The sequence below is a fragment of the Vibrio sp. MA40-2 genome (assembly GCF_047302445.1).
In the GTDB taxonomy this organism is placed as follows: Bacteria; Pseudomonadota; Gammaproteobacteria; order Enterobacterales; family Vibrionaceae; genus Vibrio.
Window position 1 is genome coordinate 2,030,094 of the sequence record NZ_CP178628.1, and the last position, 16,957, is coordinate 2,047,050.

The 16,957-nt window shown below is 40.9% G+C and carries 19 protein-coding genes; 17 read left to right on the forward strand and 2 right to left on the reverse strand.

All coding sequences use genetic code 11. The annotated features are described in order from the left end of the window. Positions 1-43: 43 nt before the first annotated feature. Positions 44-220, reverse strand: coding sequence for a hypothetical protein (locus tag ACLKML_RS16810; RefSeq protein ID WP_413284163.1), 177 nt, complete (start codon positions 218-220; stop codon positions 44-46). Between the two features lie 146 nt (positions 221-366). Here ACLKML_RS16810 and aspS point away from each other — a divergent pair, with 146 nt between their 5' ends. From aspS to nadA, 16 genes are all read left to right on the forward strand, one after another. Further along, positions 367-2,142 carry an aspartate--tRNA ligase gene (gene aspS, locus ACLKML_RS16815; RefSeq protein WP_413284164.1) on the forward strand — a complete coding sequence of 592 codons (1,776 nt, stop codon included), beginning with the start codon at positions 367-369 and terminating at the stop codon, positions 2,140-2,142. A gap of 258 nt (positions 2,143-2,400) precedes the next feature. Beyond that, on the forward strand, positions 2,401-2,919 hold the full coding sequence (gene ruvC, locus ACLKML_RS16820; protein ID WP_317716238.1) for a crossover junction endodeoxyribonuclease RuvC: 519 nt from the start codon (positions 2,401-2,403) through the stop codon (positions 2,917-2,919). An 88-nt stretch (positions 2,920-3,007) separates the two neighbouring features. Next, a complete protein-coding gene (gene ruvA / locus ACLKML_RS16825) occupies positions 3,008-3,628 on the forward strand; it encodes a Holliday junction branch migration protein RuvA (RefSeq protein ID WP_413284165.1) in 621 nt (206 codons plus the stop codon). A gap of 68 nt (positions 3,629-3,696) precedes the next feature. Next, complete coding sequence (gene ruvB / locus ACLKML_RS16830) at positions 3,697-4,707, forward strand: Holliday junction branch migration DNA helicase RuvB (protein ID WP_413285917.1); 1,011 nt, start codon at positions 3,697-3,699, stop codon at positions 4,705-4,707. 702 nt (positions 4,708-5,409) lie between these two features. After that, positions 5,410-6,996 carry a cytochrome ubiquinol oxidase subunit I gene (cydA, locus tag ACLKML_RS16835; RefSeq protein WP_413284166.1) on the forward strand — a complete coding sequence of 529 codons (1,587 nt, stop codon included), beginning with the start codon at positions 5,410-5,412 and terminating at the stop codon, positions 6,994-6,996. Between the two features lie 13 nt (positions 6,997-7,009). Beyond that, entirely contained in the window at positions 7,010-8,146 is a 1,137-nt protein-coding gene (gene cydB / locus ACLKML_RS16840) for a cytochrome d ubiquinol oxidase subunit II (protein ID WP_413284167.1), read from the forward strand. Between the two features lie 12 nt (positions 8,147-8,158). Further along, positions 8,159-8,266, forward strand: coding sequence for a cytochrome bd-I oxidase subunit CydX (gene cydX / locus ACLKML_RS16845; protein WP_009842723.1), 108 nt, complete (start codon positions 8,159-8,161; stop codon positions 8,264-8,266). Then, complete coding sequence (ybgE, locus tag ACLKML_RS16850) at positions 8,259-8,564, forward strand: cyd operon protein YbgE (protein WP_413284168.1); 306 nt, start codon at positions 8,259-8,261, stop codon at positions 8,562-8,564. The genes cydX and ybgE overlap by 8 nt, the downstream gene beginning before the upstream one ends. A 154-nt stretch (positions 8,565-8,718) precedes the next feature. Next, entirely contained in the window at positions 8,719-9,117 is a 399-nt protein-coding gene (ybgC, locus tag ACLKML_RS16855) for a tol-pal system-associated acyl-CoA thioesterase (RefSeq protein WP_413284169.1), read from the forward strand. 1 nt (position 9,118) lies between these two features. Continuing rightward, positions 9,119-9,802, forward strand: coding sequence for a protein TolQ (gene tolQ, locus ACLKML_RS16860; protein WP_413284170.1), 684 nt, complete (start codon positions 9,119-9,121; stop codon positions 9,800-9,802). A 2-nt stretch (positions 9,803-9,804) separates the two neighbouring features. After that, entirely contained in the window at positions 9,805-10,248 is a 444-nt protein-coding gene (gene tolR / locus ACLKML_RS16865; protein ID WP_413284171.1) for a protein TolR, read from the forward strand. 12 nt (positions 10,249-10,260) lie between these two features. Further along, a complete protein-coding gene (gene tolA / locus ACLKML_RS16870) occupies positions 10,261-11,337 on the forward strand; it encodes a cell envelope integrity protein TolA (protein WP_413284172.1) in 1,077 nt (358 codons plus the stop codon). A gap of 26 nt (positions 11,338-11,363) precedes the next feature. Continuing rightward, positions 11,364-12,716, forward strand: a complete 1,353-nt coding sequence (gene tolB / locus ACLKML_RS16875; RefSeq protein WP_413284173.1) for a Tol-Pal system beta propeller repeat protein TolB — start codon at positions 11,364-11,366, stop codon at positions 12,714-12,716. Positions 12,717-12,750: 34 nt separating this feature from the next. After that, a complete protein-coding gene (pal, locus tag ACLKML_RS16880) occupies positions 12,751-13,275 on the forward strand; it encodes a peptidoglycan-associated lipoprotein Pal (protein WP_413284174.1) in 525 nt (174 codons plus the stop codon). Between the two features lie 15 nt (positions 13,276-13,290). Beyond that, positions 13,291-14,064: a tol-pal system protein YbgF gene (ybgF, locus tag ACLKML_RS16885; RefSeq protein ID WP_413284175.1), complete on the forward strand. Its 774-nt coding sequence runs from the start codon at positions 13,291-13,293 to the stop codon at positions 14,062-14,064. A 195-nt stretch (positions 14,065-14,259) separates the two neighbouring features. Continuing rightward, complete coding sequence (gene nadA, locus ACLKML_RS16890; RefSeq protein WP_413284176.1) at positions 14,260-15,306, forward strand: quinolinate synthase NadA; 1,047 nt, start codon at positions 14,260-14,262, stop codon at positions 15,304-15,306. Between the two features lie 210 nt (positions 15,307-15,516). On the opposite strand, the gene ACLKML_RS16895 is transcribed toward nadA, so the two are convergent. Further along, positions 15,517-16,086: a UPF0149 family protein gene (locus tag ACLKML_RS16895; protein ID WP_413284177.1), complete on the reverse strand. Its 570-nt coding sequence runs from the start codon at positions 16,084-16,086 to the stop codon at positions 15,517-15,519. Between the two features lie 358 nt (positions 16,087-16,444). Between ACLKML_RS16895 and ACLKML_RS16900 the strand changes: the two genes are divergently transcribed. Further along, positions 16,445-16,894 carry an L-alanine exporter AlaE gene (locus ACLKML_RS16900; protein ID WP_317716223.1) on the forward strand — a complete coding sequence of 150 codons (450 nt, stop codon included), beginning with the start codon at positions 16,445-16,447 and terminating at the stop codon, positions 16,892-16,894. The last annotated feature ends 63 nt before the right edge of the window (positions 16,895-16,957 follow it).

Here is a 16,957-nt window from a genome sequence, read left to right on the forward strand (position 1 = left end):
CTGTAAATTGGGTGGCGTATTTTAAGAGAAAAAATCTGCCGTGTCACCCACCATTACCGCAATGGCTAAATAAGCCGCCCAGCAGTTGATGATACCAAGCAGTTGATAATACCAAGCAGTTGATGATACCAAGCAGTTGATAATACCAAGCAGTTGATAATACCAAGTAGCGTGATGACAAAAGAGCGGTAAAATAGGTCCAAATTGCTGTTTTTATCATCGAATGGTCGTAACTCGATACAAAATAAAATAAAAAGTCATTGCAAAGGTCGATTTTCGCTCGCTTTGAGGGTATAAATGTTGGTTGAATTGGCAGTAGTCACTGTCCAAAATTTAATAACTAATTAAGAGATTGGGAATTTCATTATGCGTACCCAGTATTGTGGTCAACTGAACAAGTCCTTTGTAGGGCAAACTGTAGAACTTTGCGGATGGGTTAACCGTCGTCGTGACTTAGGCGGCCTTATCTTTGTTGATATGCGAGATCGTGAGGGGATTGTTCAGGTAGTGGTCGACCCAGATATGCAAGACGTATTTGAAGTTGCCAACCAACTAAGAAATGAATTTTGTATTAAGTTTACTGGGGAAGTGCGCGCTCGTCCTGATAGCCAAGTGAATAAAGATATGGCAACAGGTGAGGTGGAAGTTTTAGCCACTCATTTAGAAATTATTAATCGCTCAGAAGCATTACCTCTTGATTCTAAGCAAAATAACTCAGAAGAGCAGCGTCTAAAGTATCGCTACCTTGATTTACGCCGCCCTGAAATGAGTGACAAAATTAAACTGCGCGCTAAAGCATCGAGTTTTGTACGTCGTTTCCTCGATGATAATGAATTTCTTGATATCGAAACACCAGTATTAACCAAAGCAACACCAGAAGGTGCTCGTGATTATTTAGTGCCTAGCCGTGTACATAAAGGCAGCTTTTACGCATTACCGCAGTCACCTCAGTTGTTTAAACAACTTTTGATGATGTCTGGTTTTGACCGTTACTATCAAATCGTAAAATGCTTTCGTGATGAAGACTTACGTGCTGATCGCCAGCCAGAATTTACCCAAATTGATATAGAAACTTCTTTTTTAACCGCTGACCAAGTCCGTGCTATAACGGAAAAAATGATCCGTGAAATGTGGCTAGAATTGCTTAGCGTTGATCTTGGTGACTTCCCAGTGTTGTCATTTGCAGAAGCGATTCGTCGCTATGGTTCAGATAAGCCTGATTTGCGTAACCCGCTAGAGTTGGTCGATGTGGCCGATCTAGTTAAAGATGTTGAATTTAAAGTGTTCTCTGGTCCGGCAAATGATGACAAAGGTCGAGTTGCTGTACTTCGTGTTCCTGGTGGCGCTTCACTTAGTCGTAAGCAAATTGATGAATACGGTAAGTTTGTCGGTATCTACGGTGCCAAAGGGTTAGCGTGGATGAAAGTTAACGATCTGGATGCAGGTTTAGATGGTATCCAATCGCCGGTAGCTAAATTCCTTTCTGAAGAGGTGATTCAAGGTATTTTACAGCGCACGGCTGCGGAATCTGGCGATATTATTTTGTTTGGTGCCGACAAAGCCAACATTGTTTCAGAAGCAATGGGCGCATTAAGACTTAAAGTAGGTAATGATTTAGAGTTAACCGATAAATCAGCGTGGACTCCGCTTTGGGTAGTGGATTTCCCAATGTTTGAAGAAGATGATGAAGGCAACTTGCATGCGATGCACCATCCATTCACATCCCCATTGGGAGTTACTGCGGAAGAATTGAAAGCAAACCCTGCGGCGGCTAATTCAAACGCATACGATATGGTTATCAATGGTTATGAAGTGGGTGGTGGTTCTGTCCGTATCCATAATTCAGAAATGCAAGAAACCGTATTTGATATTTTAGGTATTGATGAAAAAGAGCAACAACTTAAGTTTGGTTTCTTACTCGAAGCACTTAAGTATGGTACGCCACCTCATGCTGGCTTAGCCTTCGGTTTAGACAGATTAGTGATGTTACTTTGTGGAACAGATAATATTCGTGATGTTATTGCCTTCCCTAAAACTACCGCAGCAGCATGTTTATTAACTGATGCTCCAAGTCTTGCTAACCCTGCGGCTTTAGAAGAGCTCTCTATTGCGGTTAAATTAGCAGAGAAAAAAGAGTCATAATTAGACGACCCGAGTGACGGCTCTGCAATCGTTATTGGAAAACCAGTTCACAGTTTGAACTGGTTTTTTTGTTTAATGCTATTTTATGCCATTAACCATTTAAGATGTTTATGTGCTCTTATTGGTATTAATATAGACTAATAAACAGTATTTCTGCCTGGTGACCGAATATGGGTCGAACAGGCTTGATTGAAATGGCTATTGATTCGAATGGGAATAATCGTTTATTCGGCGGCAAAAATAATGATAGGAAAATAAATGATCATCCTTGGTATTGACCCAGGTTCAAGAATTACAGGTTACGGTGTTATACGCCAAGAAGGACGTAACTTACTTTATTTAGGCAGTGGTTGTATTCGTATGTCTGAAGCGGAGTTGCCCGGTAAACTTAAACAAATTTATGCGGGTGTTACCGAATTGATTACTCAGTTTCAGCCGGATGTTTTTGCTATTGAGCAAGTTTTTATGTCCAAAAATGCTGATTCAGCATTAAAGCTCGGTCAAGCACGAGGCAGCGCCATTGTTGCTGCGGTAAACGCGGATTTAGAAGTGTTTGAGTATTCTGCTCGGTCAATCAAACAAGCGGTCGTTGGTACAGGTGCAGCGGATAAGTCCCAAGTGCAGCATATGGTGAAAAGTATGCTTAAATTACCCGCAAAACCACAAGCCGATGCAGCAGATGCATTAGGTGTGGCTATTTGCCACGCGAATACGAATAAAACGCTGATTGCTTTAGCGGGTCGAGCAACCAGTGCAAAAAAAGGTCGGTACAGATAAGCTCAGAATTGCGCTAATCTCGAACTGGTTATTTATCCAGTAATATATTATTATCCCTCAATATTAATCGTTTCAAAGGATCGTTACTGTGATTGGACGCTTACGTGGTATTTTGCTGGAAAAGCAACCACCGCAACTGTTGATTGAAGTTAGTGGTATTGGCTATGAAGTACAAATGCCAATGAGTTGCTTTTATGAGCTACCAGAAATAGGAGCTGAAGCGACCGTGTATACGCATTTTGTTGTGCGCGAAGACGCTCAGTTATTGTATGGGTTTAATAGCGTAAAAGAGCGTGCTTTGTTTCGAGAAGTGATCAAAGCTAACGGTGTTGGTCCAAAACTTGGTCTGGCTATTCTTTCTGGCATGACGGCTGCACAATTTGTTTCTTGTGTTGAACGAGAAGATATTTCTACTTTAGTTAAGCTTCCAGGGGTAGGTAAAAAAACCGCCGAACGTTTAGTGGTAGAAATGAAGGATCGATTAAAAGGTTGGGGCGCAGGGGATTTATTTACACCTGCTACTGACGCGGCTCCGTTAGAGAGTCAGGCTCATGCTGAACCGGTACAAAACTCGCAAGACGAAGCGGTTAGCGCTTTAATATCCCTTGGCTACAAACCTCAGTCAGCATCAAAAGTGGTATCGCAAGTCGCTAAAGAAGGCATGACTAGCGAGTCGATTATCCGCGAAGCGTTAAAATCTATGGTTTAGTTTGTTTATCCAACCGTAATTATCAATACCATTGCGATGTAGGATGGTAGATATGAGAGACAAAATTGATGATCGAAGCAGATCGCTTAATTGCTCCGGAAAACCCGGTATTTAAAGATGAAGAAGTTATTGACCGCGCAATTCGGCCGAAAAAATTGGCCGACTATCGAGGGCAAGATCATGTCCGAGATCAGATGGAAATCTTTATCAAAGCCGCTCAACAACGATACGAAGCATTAGATCACTTATTGATTTTTGGCCCGCCGGGGCTAGGTAAAACCACCTTAGCCAATATCGTAGCAAATGAGATGGAAGTGAATATTCGCACTACCTCAGGGCCTGTGTTAGAAAAAGCAGGTGACTTAGCCGCACTGCTCACTAATTTAGAAGAAAATGATATTCTGTTTATCGATGAAATCCATCGTCTAAGTCCCATGGTTGAAGAGATCCTTTATCCAGCAATGGAAGATTACCAACTGGATATAATGATAGGTGAAGGCCCAGCCGCTCGTTCCATTAAGATAGATTTGCCTGCTTTTACTCTTATTGGTGCGACAACACGAGCGGGTTCGTTGACCTCTCCGTTACGTGACCGATTTGGTATTGTGCAGAGATTAGAATATTACAATGTGGCCGATTTACAGCATATTGTGCAACGTAGTGCCGGTTGTTTAAATCTCTCTATGGATGAAGATGGCGCGCTAGAAGTGGCCAAACGTGCTCGTGGTACACCAAGAATTGCAAATCGATTACTAAGGCGTGTGAGAGACTATGCTGAAGTAAAGAGTGACGGGCATATTTGTGCTGATATTGCAGATAAGGCATTAGACATGCTCGACGTTGACCAGAAAGGCTTTGATTATATGGACCGAAAACTGTTGCTGGCCATTATGGATAAATTTTCTGGTGGTCCTGTTGGTCTAGATAATTTAGCTGCCGCGATTGGAGAAGAAAAGGATACTATTGAAGATGTATTAGAACCCTTCCTTATTCAGCAAGGTTACCTGCAACGAACGCCAAGAGGCCGTATTGCGACAGAAAGAGCTTATTTGCATTTTGGTTTTGAAATAAAAAATTAGAGATCAAGAATTTAAAATAAAAACTAAACCGCATTCTGGATGGGTATTTAATTTGTAAATACCCATTTTGCTTTATAGCCATTTTTGTTTTATACCGATTTTTTATCTATATTCACTGTCAATCTATATCCACCTTTTCTCTATATTCAGCGTTAATTTATATTCATTTTTACGCAGGGTTCATTTTTTATTTATCTTCTTATTTGCCTTTTTCCGGTTAATTTACGCCTTGCTTCCTCTTATTAAAGTCTTATTTGCTGTTATTACTAAACCCTTATTGATCGCTGCTGTTATTGATATTCATAGCGATTACTAATTGCGTGTCTGTCATTGGTTAATTGTCGTTAGTTTTGTTTAGTCTCGCAGTGAGCATAATGCTACTAGTTGCTGATCTAAATCATACTCTCGTTGTGTTGCTGGTTTTTCGGCTATTTTTCTTGATATAAATCAAAGCGAAATTATTTATAGAAACCTTTTGAATCTGGTGGTGTTTATCGATAATATTAGCAGCAGCTTTATTAGATATAACTTAACAAAAAACTAACCAAAAAAGCACAAAATATTAACAACTGGCTGACTCTATCGATTTGCCTTATCGATTTACTCGGTAGACAGTGAAAGAGAAGGTTATAGTTAATATTCAATGCTTACACACGATACAAACGTATCAGTGTCACTCAGCCGACACAAAAAGGAGTTACCATGATTGACATAGTTGATCTATCGCGATTGCAATTTGCATTTACAGCGATGTATCACTTCCTGTTCGTTCCACTGACTTTAGGTATGGCATTTTTACTCGCCATTATGGAGTCTCTATATGTAATGACTGATAAACAAATCTACAAGGACATGACAAAGTTCTGGGGTAAGTTATTCGGTATAAATTTCGCCCTTGGTGTGGCTACTGGCCTAACCATGGAATTCCAATTTGGTACCAACTGGTCGTATTATTCTCATTATGTAGGCGACATATTTGGTGCACCGCTCGCTATAGAAGCATTAGTCGCTTTCTTCTTAGAATCCACTTTTGTAGGCTTATTTTTCTTTGGGTGGGATAGGTTATCGAAGCGTCAACATCTAGTGGTTACTTGGTTGGTGGCACTTGGTTCTAACTTCTCCGCTCTTTGGATATTGGTGGCGAATGGTTGGATGCAAAACCCGGTAGGTTCGGAATTCAATTTCGAAACCATGCGTATGGAAATGGTCAGCTTTGCTGAAGTGGTATTAAACCCTGTTGCTCAAGTTAAATTTGTGCATACCGTTGCCGCGGGCTATACCACCGGTGCTATGTTTATTTTAGGTATCAGCTCTTATTATTTACTTAAAGGTAGAGACATCGCTTTCTCGCGTCGTTCATTTGCGATTGCTGCTTCTTTCGGTATGGCGTCAATTCTGTCGGTTATCATTCTGGGTGATGAATCTGGTTATGAGTTGGGTGATGTGCAAAAAGTAAAATTAGCTGCGATCGAAGCTGAATGGCACACAGAAGAAGCACCTGCCGCATTTACTGTTATTGGTTTGCCTAATCAAGAGAAACAACATACTGATTTTGCAATTAAAATTCCATACGCGATGGGTATCATTGCTACTCGTTCTTTGGATAAAGAAGTAACAGGTCTTTCTGATCTTAAAATCGAACACGAAGAACGTATTCGAAATGGTATGATCGCTTATGATCTTCTACAAAAATTACGTTCAGGTGATAAAACACCAGAAAACATGCAAGCGTTTGATGACATAAAAGATGACTTGGGCTATGGATTATTGCTTAAACGTTATACCGATGATGTTGTCGATGCGACTGAAGAGCAAATAAAAGCGGCCGCGGATGACTCTATTCCAACGGTTTGGCCTCTGTTCTTCTCGTTCCGTATCATGGTAGGTATTGGCTTTGCGATGTTGTTTATTTTTGGCGCAGCATTCGTGCAAACTTGCCGTCAAAAAATCACGCAAAAACCGTGGGTATTAAAAGCGGCAATGTACGGAATACCATTACCTTGGATCGCCATCGAACTGGGTTGGTTTGTTGCTGAATATGGCCGTCAACCTTGGGCAGTAGGTGAAATATTGCCTGTTGATGTAGCAGTGTCAGGGCTAACCACGGGTCAACTTTGGGCTTCGTTGTTCGCTATTCTTGCACTGTATACAGTATTCTTGATTGTAGAAGTGTATCTAATGGTGACATTTGCACGTAAAGGGCCAAGCAGCTTGAAAACAGGCCGCTACCACTTTGAACAAAACGGTGACTCTGTCCAAGACAAAGTTAATCGCCAAGTAGAAGCGTAAGGGAGATTAAATAATGTTTGATTATGAAGCATTGCGATTTATTTGGTGGCTACTAGTCGGCGTACTGCTTATTGGTTTTGCCATCGCGGATGGATTTGATTTAGGCGTATGTGCTCTGGTACCGATTATTGGTAAAACAGATAGCGAACGTCGCGTTATGATTAACTCGATTGCCCCGCATTGGGACGGTAACCAAGTTTGGTTAGTGACAGCAGGTGGAGCATTATTTGCTGCATGGCCTCTTGTTTATGCAACCTCATTTTCTGGTTTCTACTTTGCGATGATCGTAACACTAGCGGCGTTATGGTTACGCCCGATTGGCTTGGACTATCGTTCAAAAATCGAATCAGATAAATGGCGTAAAAACTGGGATATTGCGATTAGTGCCAGTGGTTTTATTCCTTCTATCATCTTTGGCGTTGCATTTGGTAACCTTCTGCAAGGTGTGCCATTTACCTTAAATGATTTTATGATGTCTACTTATCATGGCTCGTTCTTTGGTTTGCTCAATCCATTTGCGTTACTGTGTGGGTTAGTCAGCTTATCAATGTTCCTCGTTATGGGGGCGACATGGTTGCAAATGAAGACGACCGACGATGTGCGAGAACGAGCAAGTAAAGTTGCTCAAATGGGGGCTCTTGCTATATTTGTGCTGTTTGTTTTAGGTGGTTTTTGGGTGCAAAATATTGATGGTTACGCATTGCAAACGGAACTTGATACCTTTGCCGCGTCTAATCCATTAAACAAAGAAGTGATTCGTGAAGCGGGCGCTTGGATGCAGAACTTTTCCGACTATCCTTTACTATGGGCTGCGCCTATATTAGGGGTGGTGATGCCGTTAATGGTTATCATCGCGTCGCGAGTAAACAGTGGTGCTCTGGCATTTTTAGCCGCAAGTTTGGCTTCTGCTGGTATCATCCTGACTGCTGGTTTTGCTATGTTCCCATTTATTATGCCTTCGAGTTTGGAACCAAGCCAAAGCTTAACCATGTGGGATTCAACGTCTAGTGAATTAACCTTGAAAATTATGACCATTGTTGCGGCCGTTTTTGTTCCTATCATATTGGGTTATACCAGTTGGACTTATTACAAAATGTTTGGCCGTCTTGATGATAAATTCATTGAAGAAAACAAAAATTCACTTTATTAAGGAGTCATTATTATGTGGTATTTTGCATGGATTTTAGGTGTGTTACTTGCCTGTGCATTTGGCATTATCAATGCACTTTGGTTAGAGCATTCGGAAATGATGGACAAAGATAGTGACTAAATTTGCTACTCAAATAGCGAATTTACATCGACCAATAGATAAGGCCCTTTTTAGGGCTTTATCTTTCATACTGGCTATTGGTCATGTGGTGTTAATGATGTGGGAACCGAGCACATATAGTGTGGCAATTGGTGGCTTTAATGCGCTGACCGGCCCACTATTTGTATGGGCAGTCTGTTCTGGCGTTATATTTGGAGTAGGGTTCACCCCTATATTTGTTGTGTGGCAAATATTATTTTCGCCGTATTTTTCGTTGACCATTCTTAGTTATCTCACTTTCGCTTATCTTTTCGTCTAAAATTTCCTCAAATTGAAGCAGTTATCATCAGACTGCTTCAATTTTTTGCTATTTATTTCAAAAAAATCCGTATGATAAAGACTATTGCCATATCTATAAGGTATAGTTTGATGTTAAGTTTATTTATTATTAGCAATAGGTTGTAGTAAATTTGATGACTTTTATATTTAAATGGCCTGTTACTGTCTATTACGAAGATACCGATGCAGGTGGCGTAGTTTATCATTCTAACTATTTAAAGTTCTTTGAAAGAGCGAGGACAGAAATGCTAAGACATAAAGGCATTTCTCAATACGATTTACTGTCAGAGAACATTGGTTTTGTGGTGCGCCATATCGATATTGATTTTATGCAAGCGGCTAAACTAGATGATAAATTAACGGTTATTACTACGGTGTCAGAAGTGAAAAAAGCCTCAATGGTGTTTTGTCAGGAAATCGTCAATCTTGAGCAACGCACATTGTGTAAAGCCATAGTTAAGGTAGCATGCGTGAACAATAAAAAAATGAAACCTCAAGCTATACCAAACTCAATAATCGCGGAGTTGAATTAGAGTGAACGCTGAACTTTCGATCTTAGATCTATTTTTACAGGCAAGCCTTTTAGTTAAGGTTGTAATGCTTATTTTACTCGGTATGTCCGTGGTTTCATGGGCTATGATTATTCAACGTAGTAAAGTACTGCGAACCGCAGTAAAAGAAGCGAATGAGTTTGAAGATAAATTTTGGTCTACACAAGATTTATCCAAATTGTATCAGGAAGTCAAAGAACACAAAGATGACTTGTCTGGTACTAAAGAAATATTTTTTTCTGGTTTTACCGAATTTGCTCGGTTAAGACGAACTTATGGTTCATCGAGCGAATCCGTTATGGACGGCACCGGACGTGCGATGAGAGTTACGGTATCCAAAGAAGTCGAGTCATTAGAAACCAGTTTGCCATTTTTGGCGACGGTTGGTTCAATTAGTCCGTATATCGGGTTATTTGGTACGGTATGGGGAATAATGCATGCTTTCATCGCTTTAGGACAAGTGAAGCAGGCTACATTAGCCATGGTCGCGCCAGGTATCGCAGAAGCATTGGTCGCCACCGCAATGGGTCTGTTTGCCGCAATTCCTGCGGTAATGGCTTACAACAGTTTGAGTAACCGTGTTGCTAAATTAGAACATTCGTATGCCACTTTCTCAGAAGAATTTCACAGTATTCTTCATCGCCAAGCAATGAGTGATAAGGAATAATCATGGCGGGTTATCAACCTAAAAAAAGGAAGTTAACCGCAGAAATCAATGTTGTACCTTACATTGATGTTATGTTGGTGCTTCTGATTATTTTTATGGTGACATCTCCTTTTATCACTCAGGGAGTAGACGTTGAGTTACCGCAAGCATCTGAAGCTAAAACGGCTTCTGAAATTGCGGGAGATTCCGATGCGAGTTTTATTATTGTCGAGATAGATCAAGATGGTAATTTAGGCTTGAGTGTTAATGATGAAGAGGTACAACGCGGCCTTTCTTTGCAAGATATGATCGTTCGTATAAAAGCAGAGTTATCTGTTTCGCCAAAATCGCCAGTTGCGGTGGGCGGAGACGCGGCAACGCCGTATGCAGAAATTATTTTAGTATTGGATGAATTAAGTCGAGCAGGAGTTCCTAAAGTAGGCCTGTTGACGGATATCAAGGAATAGCGTTAGCTGTAGATGAAAAAAAATAACAAATTAACATCAGCCATCATTATTTCCACTACCCTTCATTTATTGTTGGTAGCAGTGTTGTTGTGGGGCGCAGATTTTAATATGTCGACACCCAAGCCGACAGGAAATATGGTCGAAGCTGTGGTGATTGACCCAGCTTTGGTACAAAAACAAGCAAAAGAGATAAGAGAGAAACGTAAATCTGCCGCAAAATCTGAACAAGAACGTTTGGATAAATTACGTAAGCAAAGTGAGCAGTTAGAAAAAAATCGTCAAGCAGAAGAGGCACGTATTCGTAAACTTAAGGAAGAACGTACCAAGGCGAACAAAGCAACGCGAGAAGCGGAAAAGCAACAAAAGCTTGAGCAAGAAAAAGTACGTGTTGAAAAAGAACGAGCCGCAAGTGCAGAAGCGGAACGTATAAAAAAACAACAACAAGTTAAAAAAGCAGAACAAGAAAGAGTAGCAAAAGAAGCGGCAGCAGCAAAAGCCGAAGCGAATCGAATCAGTCGTGAAAAAGCAGCGCAAGAAGCTCAAGCAAAGGCTCAAAAAGAAAAAGAGCTGGCTGAGAAAGCTGAGCGTGAGAGAGTTGCAGCGCAGAAAGCGGCCGAAAAGGCTGAGCAAGAACGAATTGCCAACCAAAAAGCCGCCGAAGAAGCGAAACAAAAAGCACGAGAAGAGCAACAACGTTTAAAGCAACTAGAAAAAGAACGTAAAGAACGCGAAGCCGCACTGGGTGATATATTTGCTGGCTTAGAAGAAGAACAAGCCCAAAACAGTTCGGCAAAACAACAATTTGTAACCTCACAATTAGATAGGTATGGTGCAATCTATAAACAACTTATCCAGAGTAAACTACTCATGGATGATTCGTACCGAGGTCGTTCTTGTAAAGTAAACTTAAAGTTGGTGCCAACAGGAAAAGATGCAATGCTAAATAGTTTTGCAGTCGTCAGCGGAGACGCACAGTTATGCGCGGCGACAAAGAGCGCAGTAGCGCAAGTAAATAGTTTTCCCTTGCCGACGGATCAAGATATTATTGATAAACTGCGCAATATTAATTTAACCGTGGCACCTGAGTAATAGATTAGCAAGAAAAGGGATGTATTTTGATTAAAAAGCTTATTACAGGAATATTAATACTAAGTGCTAGCGTTAGCCAGATAGCCAATGCGGCACTAGAATTAGTGATTACCGAAGGTATCGATTCAGCTCGACCTATCGCTATCGTGCCTTTTAAATGGGAAGGTACAACTAAACTTCCGCATGATTTATCACAGGTGATCGCCTCTGATTTACAACGCAGTGGTAAATTTAGCCCCATTGCGGTCAATAAAATGCCGCAAACGCCTTATAGTGATAGTGAAATTGAATTTTCCGAGTGGACTAACCTAGGGGTTGATTCATTGCTAACCGGAACGATAACCCAAGATGCTGAAGGCAATTACGTCATAAGATATCAGCTGGTTGATGTTATTCGTGGCCAACTGACTATGGGGCAAAGTAAAGCTTTGGGCCCAGATGGTGAATTGGTTTTTTCCAAAGATCATATTTTATTTAATAAGCGTGCAACGGTTCCCGGCGAACGACTACGCGAATATGCACATCGAATCTCTGATCTGGTTTACGAGCAATTAACCGGTGAGAAAGGGGCATTCGTCACTCGTATTGCCTATGTTGTTGTTAATGAAGAAGAACAATACAGTTATCAGTTAAGAATTGCCGATTATGATGGATTCAACGAACGGTTAGTATTACGTTCTAAGCAACCACTTATGTCTCCTGCATGGTCACCAGATGGTCGACAGCTTGCTTATGTTAGTTTCCAGAATAACCAAGCAGAAATATTCTTAATGGATATTTATACAGGGAAAAGAGAAAAACTCACTTCATTTCCTCGTCACAACGGTGCACCAAGATTCTCACCTGATGGAAAAACATTGGCCATTGTTTTGTCAAAAACAGGCAGTCTACATGTTTATACATTAGATCTAGCCACACGTAAGCTGCGTCAGATTACAAGTGGTCGGTCAAATAATACCGAACCTTTCTGGGGTACGGATGGACAATCATTGATATTTACATCAGATCGGGGTGGTAAACCTCAGATATATCAAGTAAATTTGGTAGACGGTTCGACCAACCGTTTAACTTGGCAAGGCAGCCAGAACTTGGGTGGACAAATTACCCCAGATGGAAGGTTCATGATTATGGTGAATCGTTCAAATAGTGGTTTTAATTTGGCAAAACAAGATCTGGAGACAGGAGCGGTTCAAGTGTTAACTAAAACACTGCTGGATGAGTCTCCAAGCATTGCCCCAAATGGTAGTATGGTCATATACAGTTCTATTTATAGAAATAAAAATGTGCTCTCTATGGTCTCTATAGATGGTCGATTTAAAGCTAGATTACCGGCAACAAATGGGCGTGTTAGAGCGCCCGCCTGGTCACCGTTTTTGTAGCAACTAAGTTTGATAAAGTAAGGAAGATAATAAGATGCAACTTAATAAGATTTTTAAAGGGCTGCTAATTGCGCTACCTATCCTAGCTGTAACGGCTTGTAGCTCAAGTGATGAAGCGGCTGATGCGGCTTCTCAAGAAATGAACAAGCAGGCAGAAACAACGACAACAGTTGTAACTCCTGTTGATCAAGCCAGTCAACTTTCTGAAAGAGAGATGCAAGAGCAAGCACTTCGTGAAAAAAGCACGGTTTACTTTGCGTTTGATAATGCATCAGTTTCTGGTGACTACGCAGAAATGCTAGCGGCTCATGCTGCTTTCCTAAGCAAAGATGCAGGTATCAAGGTAACAGTTGAAGGTCATGCTGATGAGCGTGGTACTCCAGAGTACAACATCGCACTTGGTGAGCGTCGTGCTGAAGCTGTGTCTAAATACCTTCAAGCGTTAGGTGTTCAAGCCGATCAAATTTCAATCATGAGCTATGGTGAAGAGAAACCACTAGTTTTTGGTCAGTCTGACGATGCTTATGCGAAAAACCGTCGTGCGGTTATCGTATACTAATCAAGGATAAACTCTATGTTCAGTAACTTTAAGCGGGCTGTTTCGCTTACGTTACTGGCGAGTGTGGCGAATGTAGTGTTCGCCGCACCGGCTCCAGTATCTGATATTAACAGCAACAACTCTGCTACTTCCTCCTCGGTGAATTCTGGTCCAGAGACGGATGTTCAAAGACTAGAACGTTTATTGAGCAATTCATCTCGGGTACAGTTGAGTCTGCAACAACAAATTGATGGCATGGCATCAGAAATTAGCGAGCTTCGTGGAATGGTTGAGCGAAACAGCTACAACATGAAGCAGATGCTAGATCGTCAACGTGAGCTATTTATTGAGTTAGATAGAGTGAAAAGTCAAAAGCAGCCCACAGCAAATCAAGCTGCTGAAAATACTGGTTCCGAAGCCACTGGTGGCGTTTATAGCGCAGATGTGAATGAAGAGGCAGCCTACAAAAAAGCGGTGTATTTGGTTCAAGTAGATAAAAATTACACCGGAGCACTTGATGCATTCGCCAAGTTTCAAAAAGATTTCCCTAATTCGTCGTATATTGCCAACTCGCATTATTGGGTAGGGCAACTGAATTTTGCGCTTAAGAAAGATGTTGAAGCAGCGAAAAGCTTTGCCTCTGTCGTCGCTTATAAAGACTCAAATAAGAGAGCCGATTCTTTGGTTAAACTCGGTGATATTGCTGCTCGTAACGGCAAACAACCCGTTGCCAATAAGTATTATCAACAAGCCATTGATGATTACCCTGGTTCCGCGTCTGCGAACCTAGCAGAGTCAAAAATTAAGTAATAAAAAATAGACCTTAACGGTCTATTTTTTTATTTTCACCACTGAGTGACAAAGTGTGTAGTGGTAAGTAATAGCGTTTATTTTCCGTGTTATTTGCCAGGATTGATTTCATCGAATCTGTAACAACGCTAGAAAAGCAAGTCGCATCAGGTGTACAATGTCCGGATTCGCGGAAGGTGCATAGAGCAAATAATAATGAGTCACATTTTAGATTTAATAGAAACCACGGTTTATCCATTTCCTCCTAAACCAAAGCCTCTTACCGATCAGCAGAAACAAGCTCATGTCGAGAATATAAAGCAATTGTTGCAAGAGAAGGATGCGGTATTAATCGCCCATTACTATACCGATCCTGAAATCCAAGCTTTGGCAGAATCGACGGGTGGGTTTGTTGGCGATTCACTAGAAATGGCTAAGTTTGGTAATCGACATTCAGCCAGTACACTTATTATAGCTGGTGTCCGTTTCATGGGGGAGTCTGCTAAAATACTGACTCCAGAGAAAACTATATTAATGCCTAATCTAGAAGCTGAATGCTCGTTAGATTTAGGCTGTCCGGCCGACAAATTTACCGAGTTTTGTGACGCGCATCCAGATCACACGGTGGTTGTTTATGCCAATACATCCGCAGCAGTCAAAGCCAGAGCTGATTGGGTTGTCACGTCGAGTATTGCACTTGAAATTGTCGAGCATTTAGATGATGAAGATAAGAAAATCATTTGGGGACCTGATCGTCACCTAGGATCTTATATTGCTAATAAGACAGGCGCAGACATGTTGTTATGGCAAGGTGAATGCGTAGTGCATGATGAGTTCTCGGCTAAAGCATTGAAAGACATGAAAGCATTATATCCTGATGCTGCCGTGTTGGTGCATCCAGAGTCACCTGCTTCAGTGGTTGAACTGGCTGATGCCGTTGGTTCAACCAGCCAATTGATTAAATCGGCTAAATCATTACCTAACAAAAAGCTAATTGTTGCAACTGACAAAGGTATTTTCTTTAAAATGCAACAATTAGTACCTGAAAAGGAACTGATGGAAGCGCCAACCGCGGGTGCGGGTGCAACTTGCCGTAGTTGTGCCCATTGTCCTTGGATGGCAATGAATGGGCTGGCTGCGATTGAAAGTGCACTTACTGGGGAATCTAAACAACATGAAATCTTTGTCGATGAAGAGATTCGAGTCAAATCGTTGATTCCTCTTAATCGCATGCTCGATTTCGCAGAACAGATGCAAAATTAATTTTTAAGATATTGTTACTGATTAGATATTGTTACTGATTAATAGTATGTTTTTATAAGCCACCAGAGCTGGATATTCACCAAGCTTTGGTGGCTTTTGGCTATTTATACTGATCTATCTATTTATACTGGTCTATCTATTTATACGACTTATCTATTGATATATTGATATATTGATTTATCAATTTGCGTACAGGCTTTACGTACCGATTTACTGCTGTTGAGCTAATTCAGCACCTCGCTGAGTTAAACCACATAGCATCACCGGAATAGCCGCATAAATTTCTTCGAATTGTTCTAAACCTTCCACACCGTGCTGCTTAAGTGTTTCTATCGCAGTATCTGGATCATACAACATACTTAAAGAGAGCAAGACACCACCGAGCAAGGCATTGTCTTCACTGTGCTCTGGCATCAATGTTTCCCAGTCGTCTCGAGCCAATTGCCAACCTTGTAGTAAACCTTCGACAAAGTCTTTAGCATCTTGAGAAACGATCTCTTTTTCATCTAGCGTATAGCCTTCTGGCCACTGCCAAGTACCATCTAATAGCTCTGGGCGGGTAGTGTTCCACACCTCGATAACTAAATCGGCATAGTGTTCAAATTGCGCACCATCACTGAAGGGAGCGATTTCTTCTCCACCCCAAAGAAAAGGGATCCATTCTGTTGGGTCGAGTAAAATCGGTGCGGCGGCCATAGCGGTAATAAAACCGCGTGTTTGAGCTTCGCCGAGAAGCTTATTTTCAAATTCAGGTTGTTGAAGCAATTCTTTCAATGTCACGTTACATTCCCAAAATGAGTTTAGCCCGTATCTTAACACGTATTTGAGTTTATTTGAGCAGACAGATCTCGTGTTTTATTCTCTAATGACTTAAGTGAACAAGCTAAAAACCAGACTTATACTATGGTTATAAAGGTAAATGTTCACCAATTAATCATTGTAATTTATTCTAGTTCAATTCACTATTTTTAAGGAAATAATTGGTGTTATCAACTGCCAAAATGCTTAAAATTTGGTGATACAAGCTACAGTTTTTCTGTTTTAATAGCGGGAAAATCTAGAGCCAAATATAAGGCTCAGTGGGCGTTTTTTAACTGTTTTTTTGTTGTAATTTTTATCTATTTTGCCGAGGAAAAAAATGAAATCACGTGCTCCTTTTTGCATTAGGAACGCAGCTGCAGACACATTTGCAATGGTGGTGTTTTGCTTTATTTCAGGGATGATTATTGAAGTTTTTATATCAGGAATGTCGTTTGAGAAATCACTCGCATCCAGGTTAGTTTCTATACCAGTCAATATATTGATTGCACTGCCGTATGGATTATTTAGGGATTGGGCACTTAGACAAGGTGCAAAATTATCGCCGAGCTCATTTGTCAAAAATGTCTCAGATCTTATTGCGTATGTTGCCTTTCAATCACCAGTATATGCCGCTATTTTGTTTTCAGTAGGTGCTTCTGTTGATCAAATAGTAACCGCAGTAACAACTAATGCGGCTATTTCTTGTGGTATGGGGGTGATATACGGACACTTTCTAGATAGTTGTCGTAAGTGGTTTCGCGTGCCTGGTTACGTATCGCATATATAAAATTTGGGGGCAGGTGTTTATTTTGTTGTTTATTAAGCACAAAAAACAACATCTGGCCCCGGT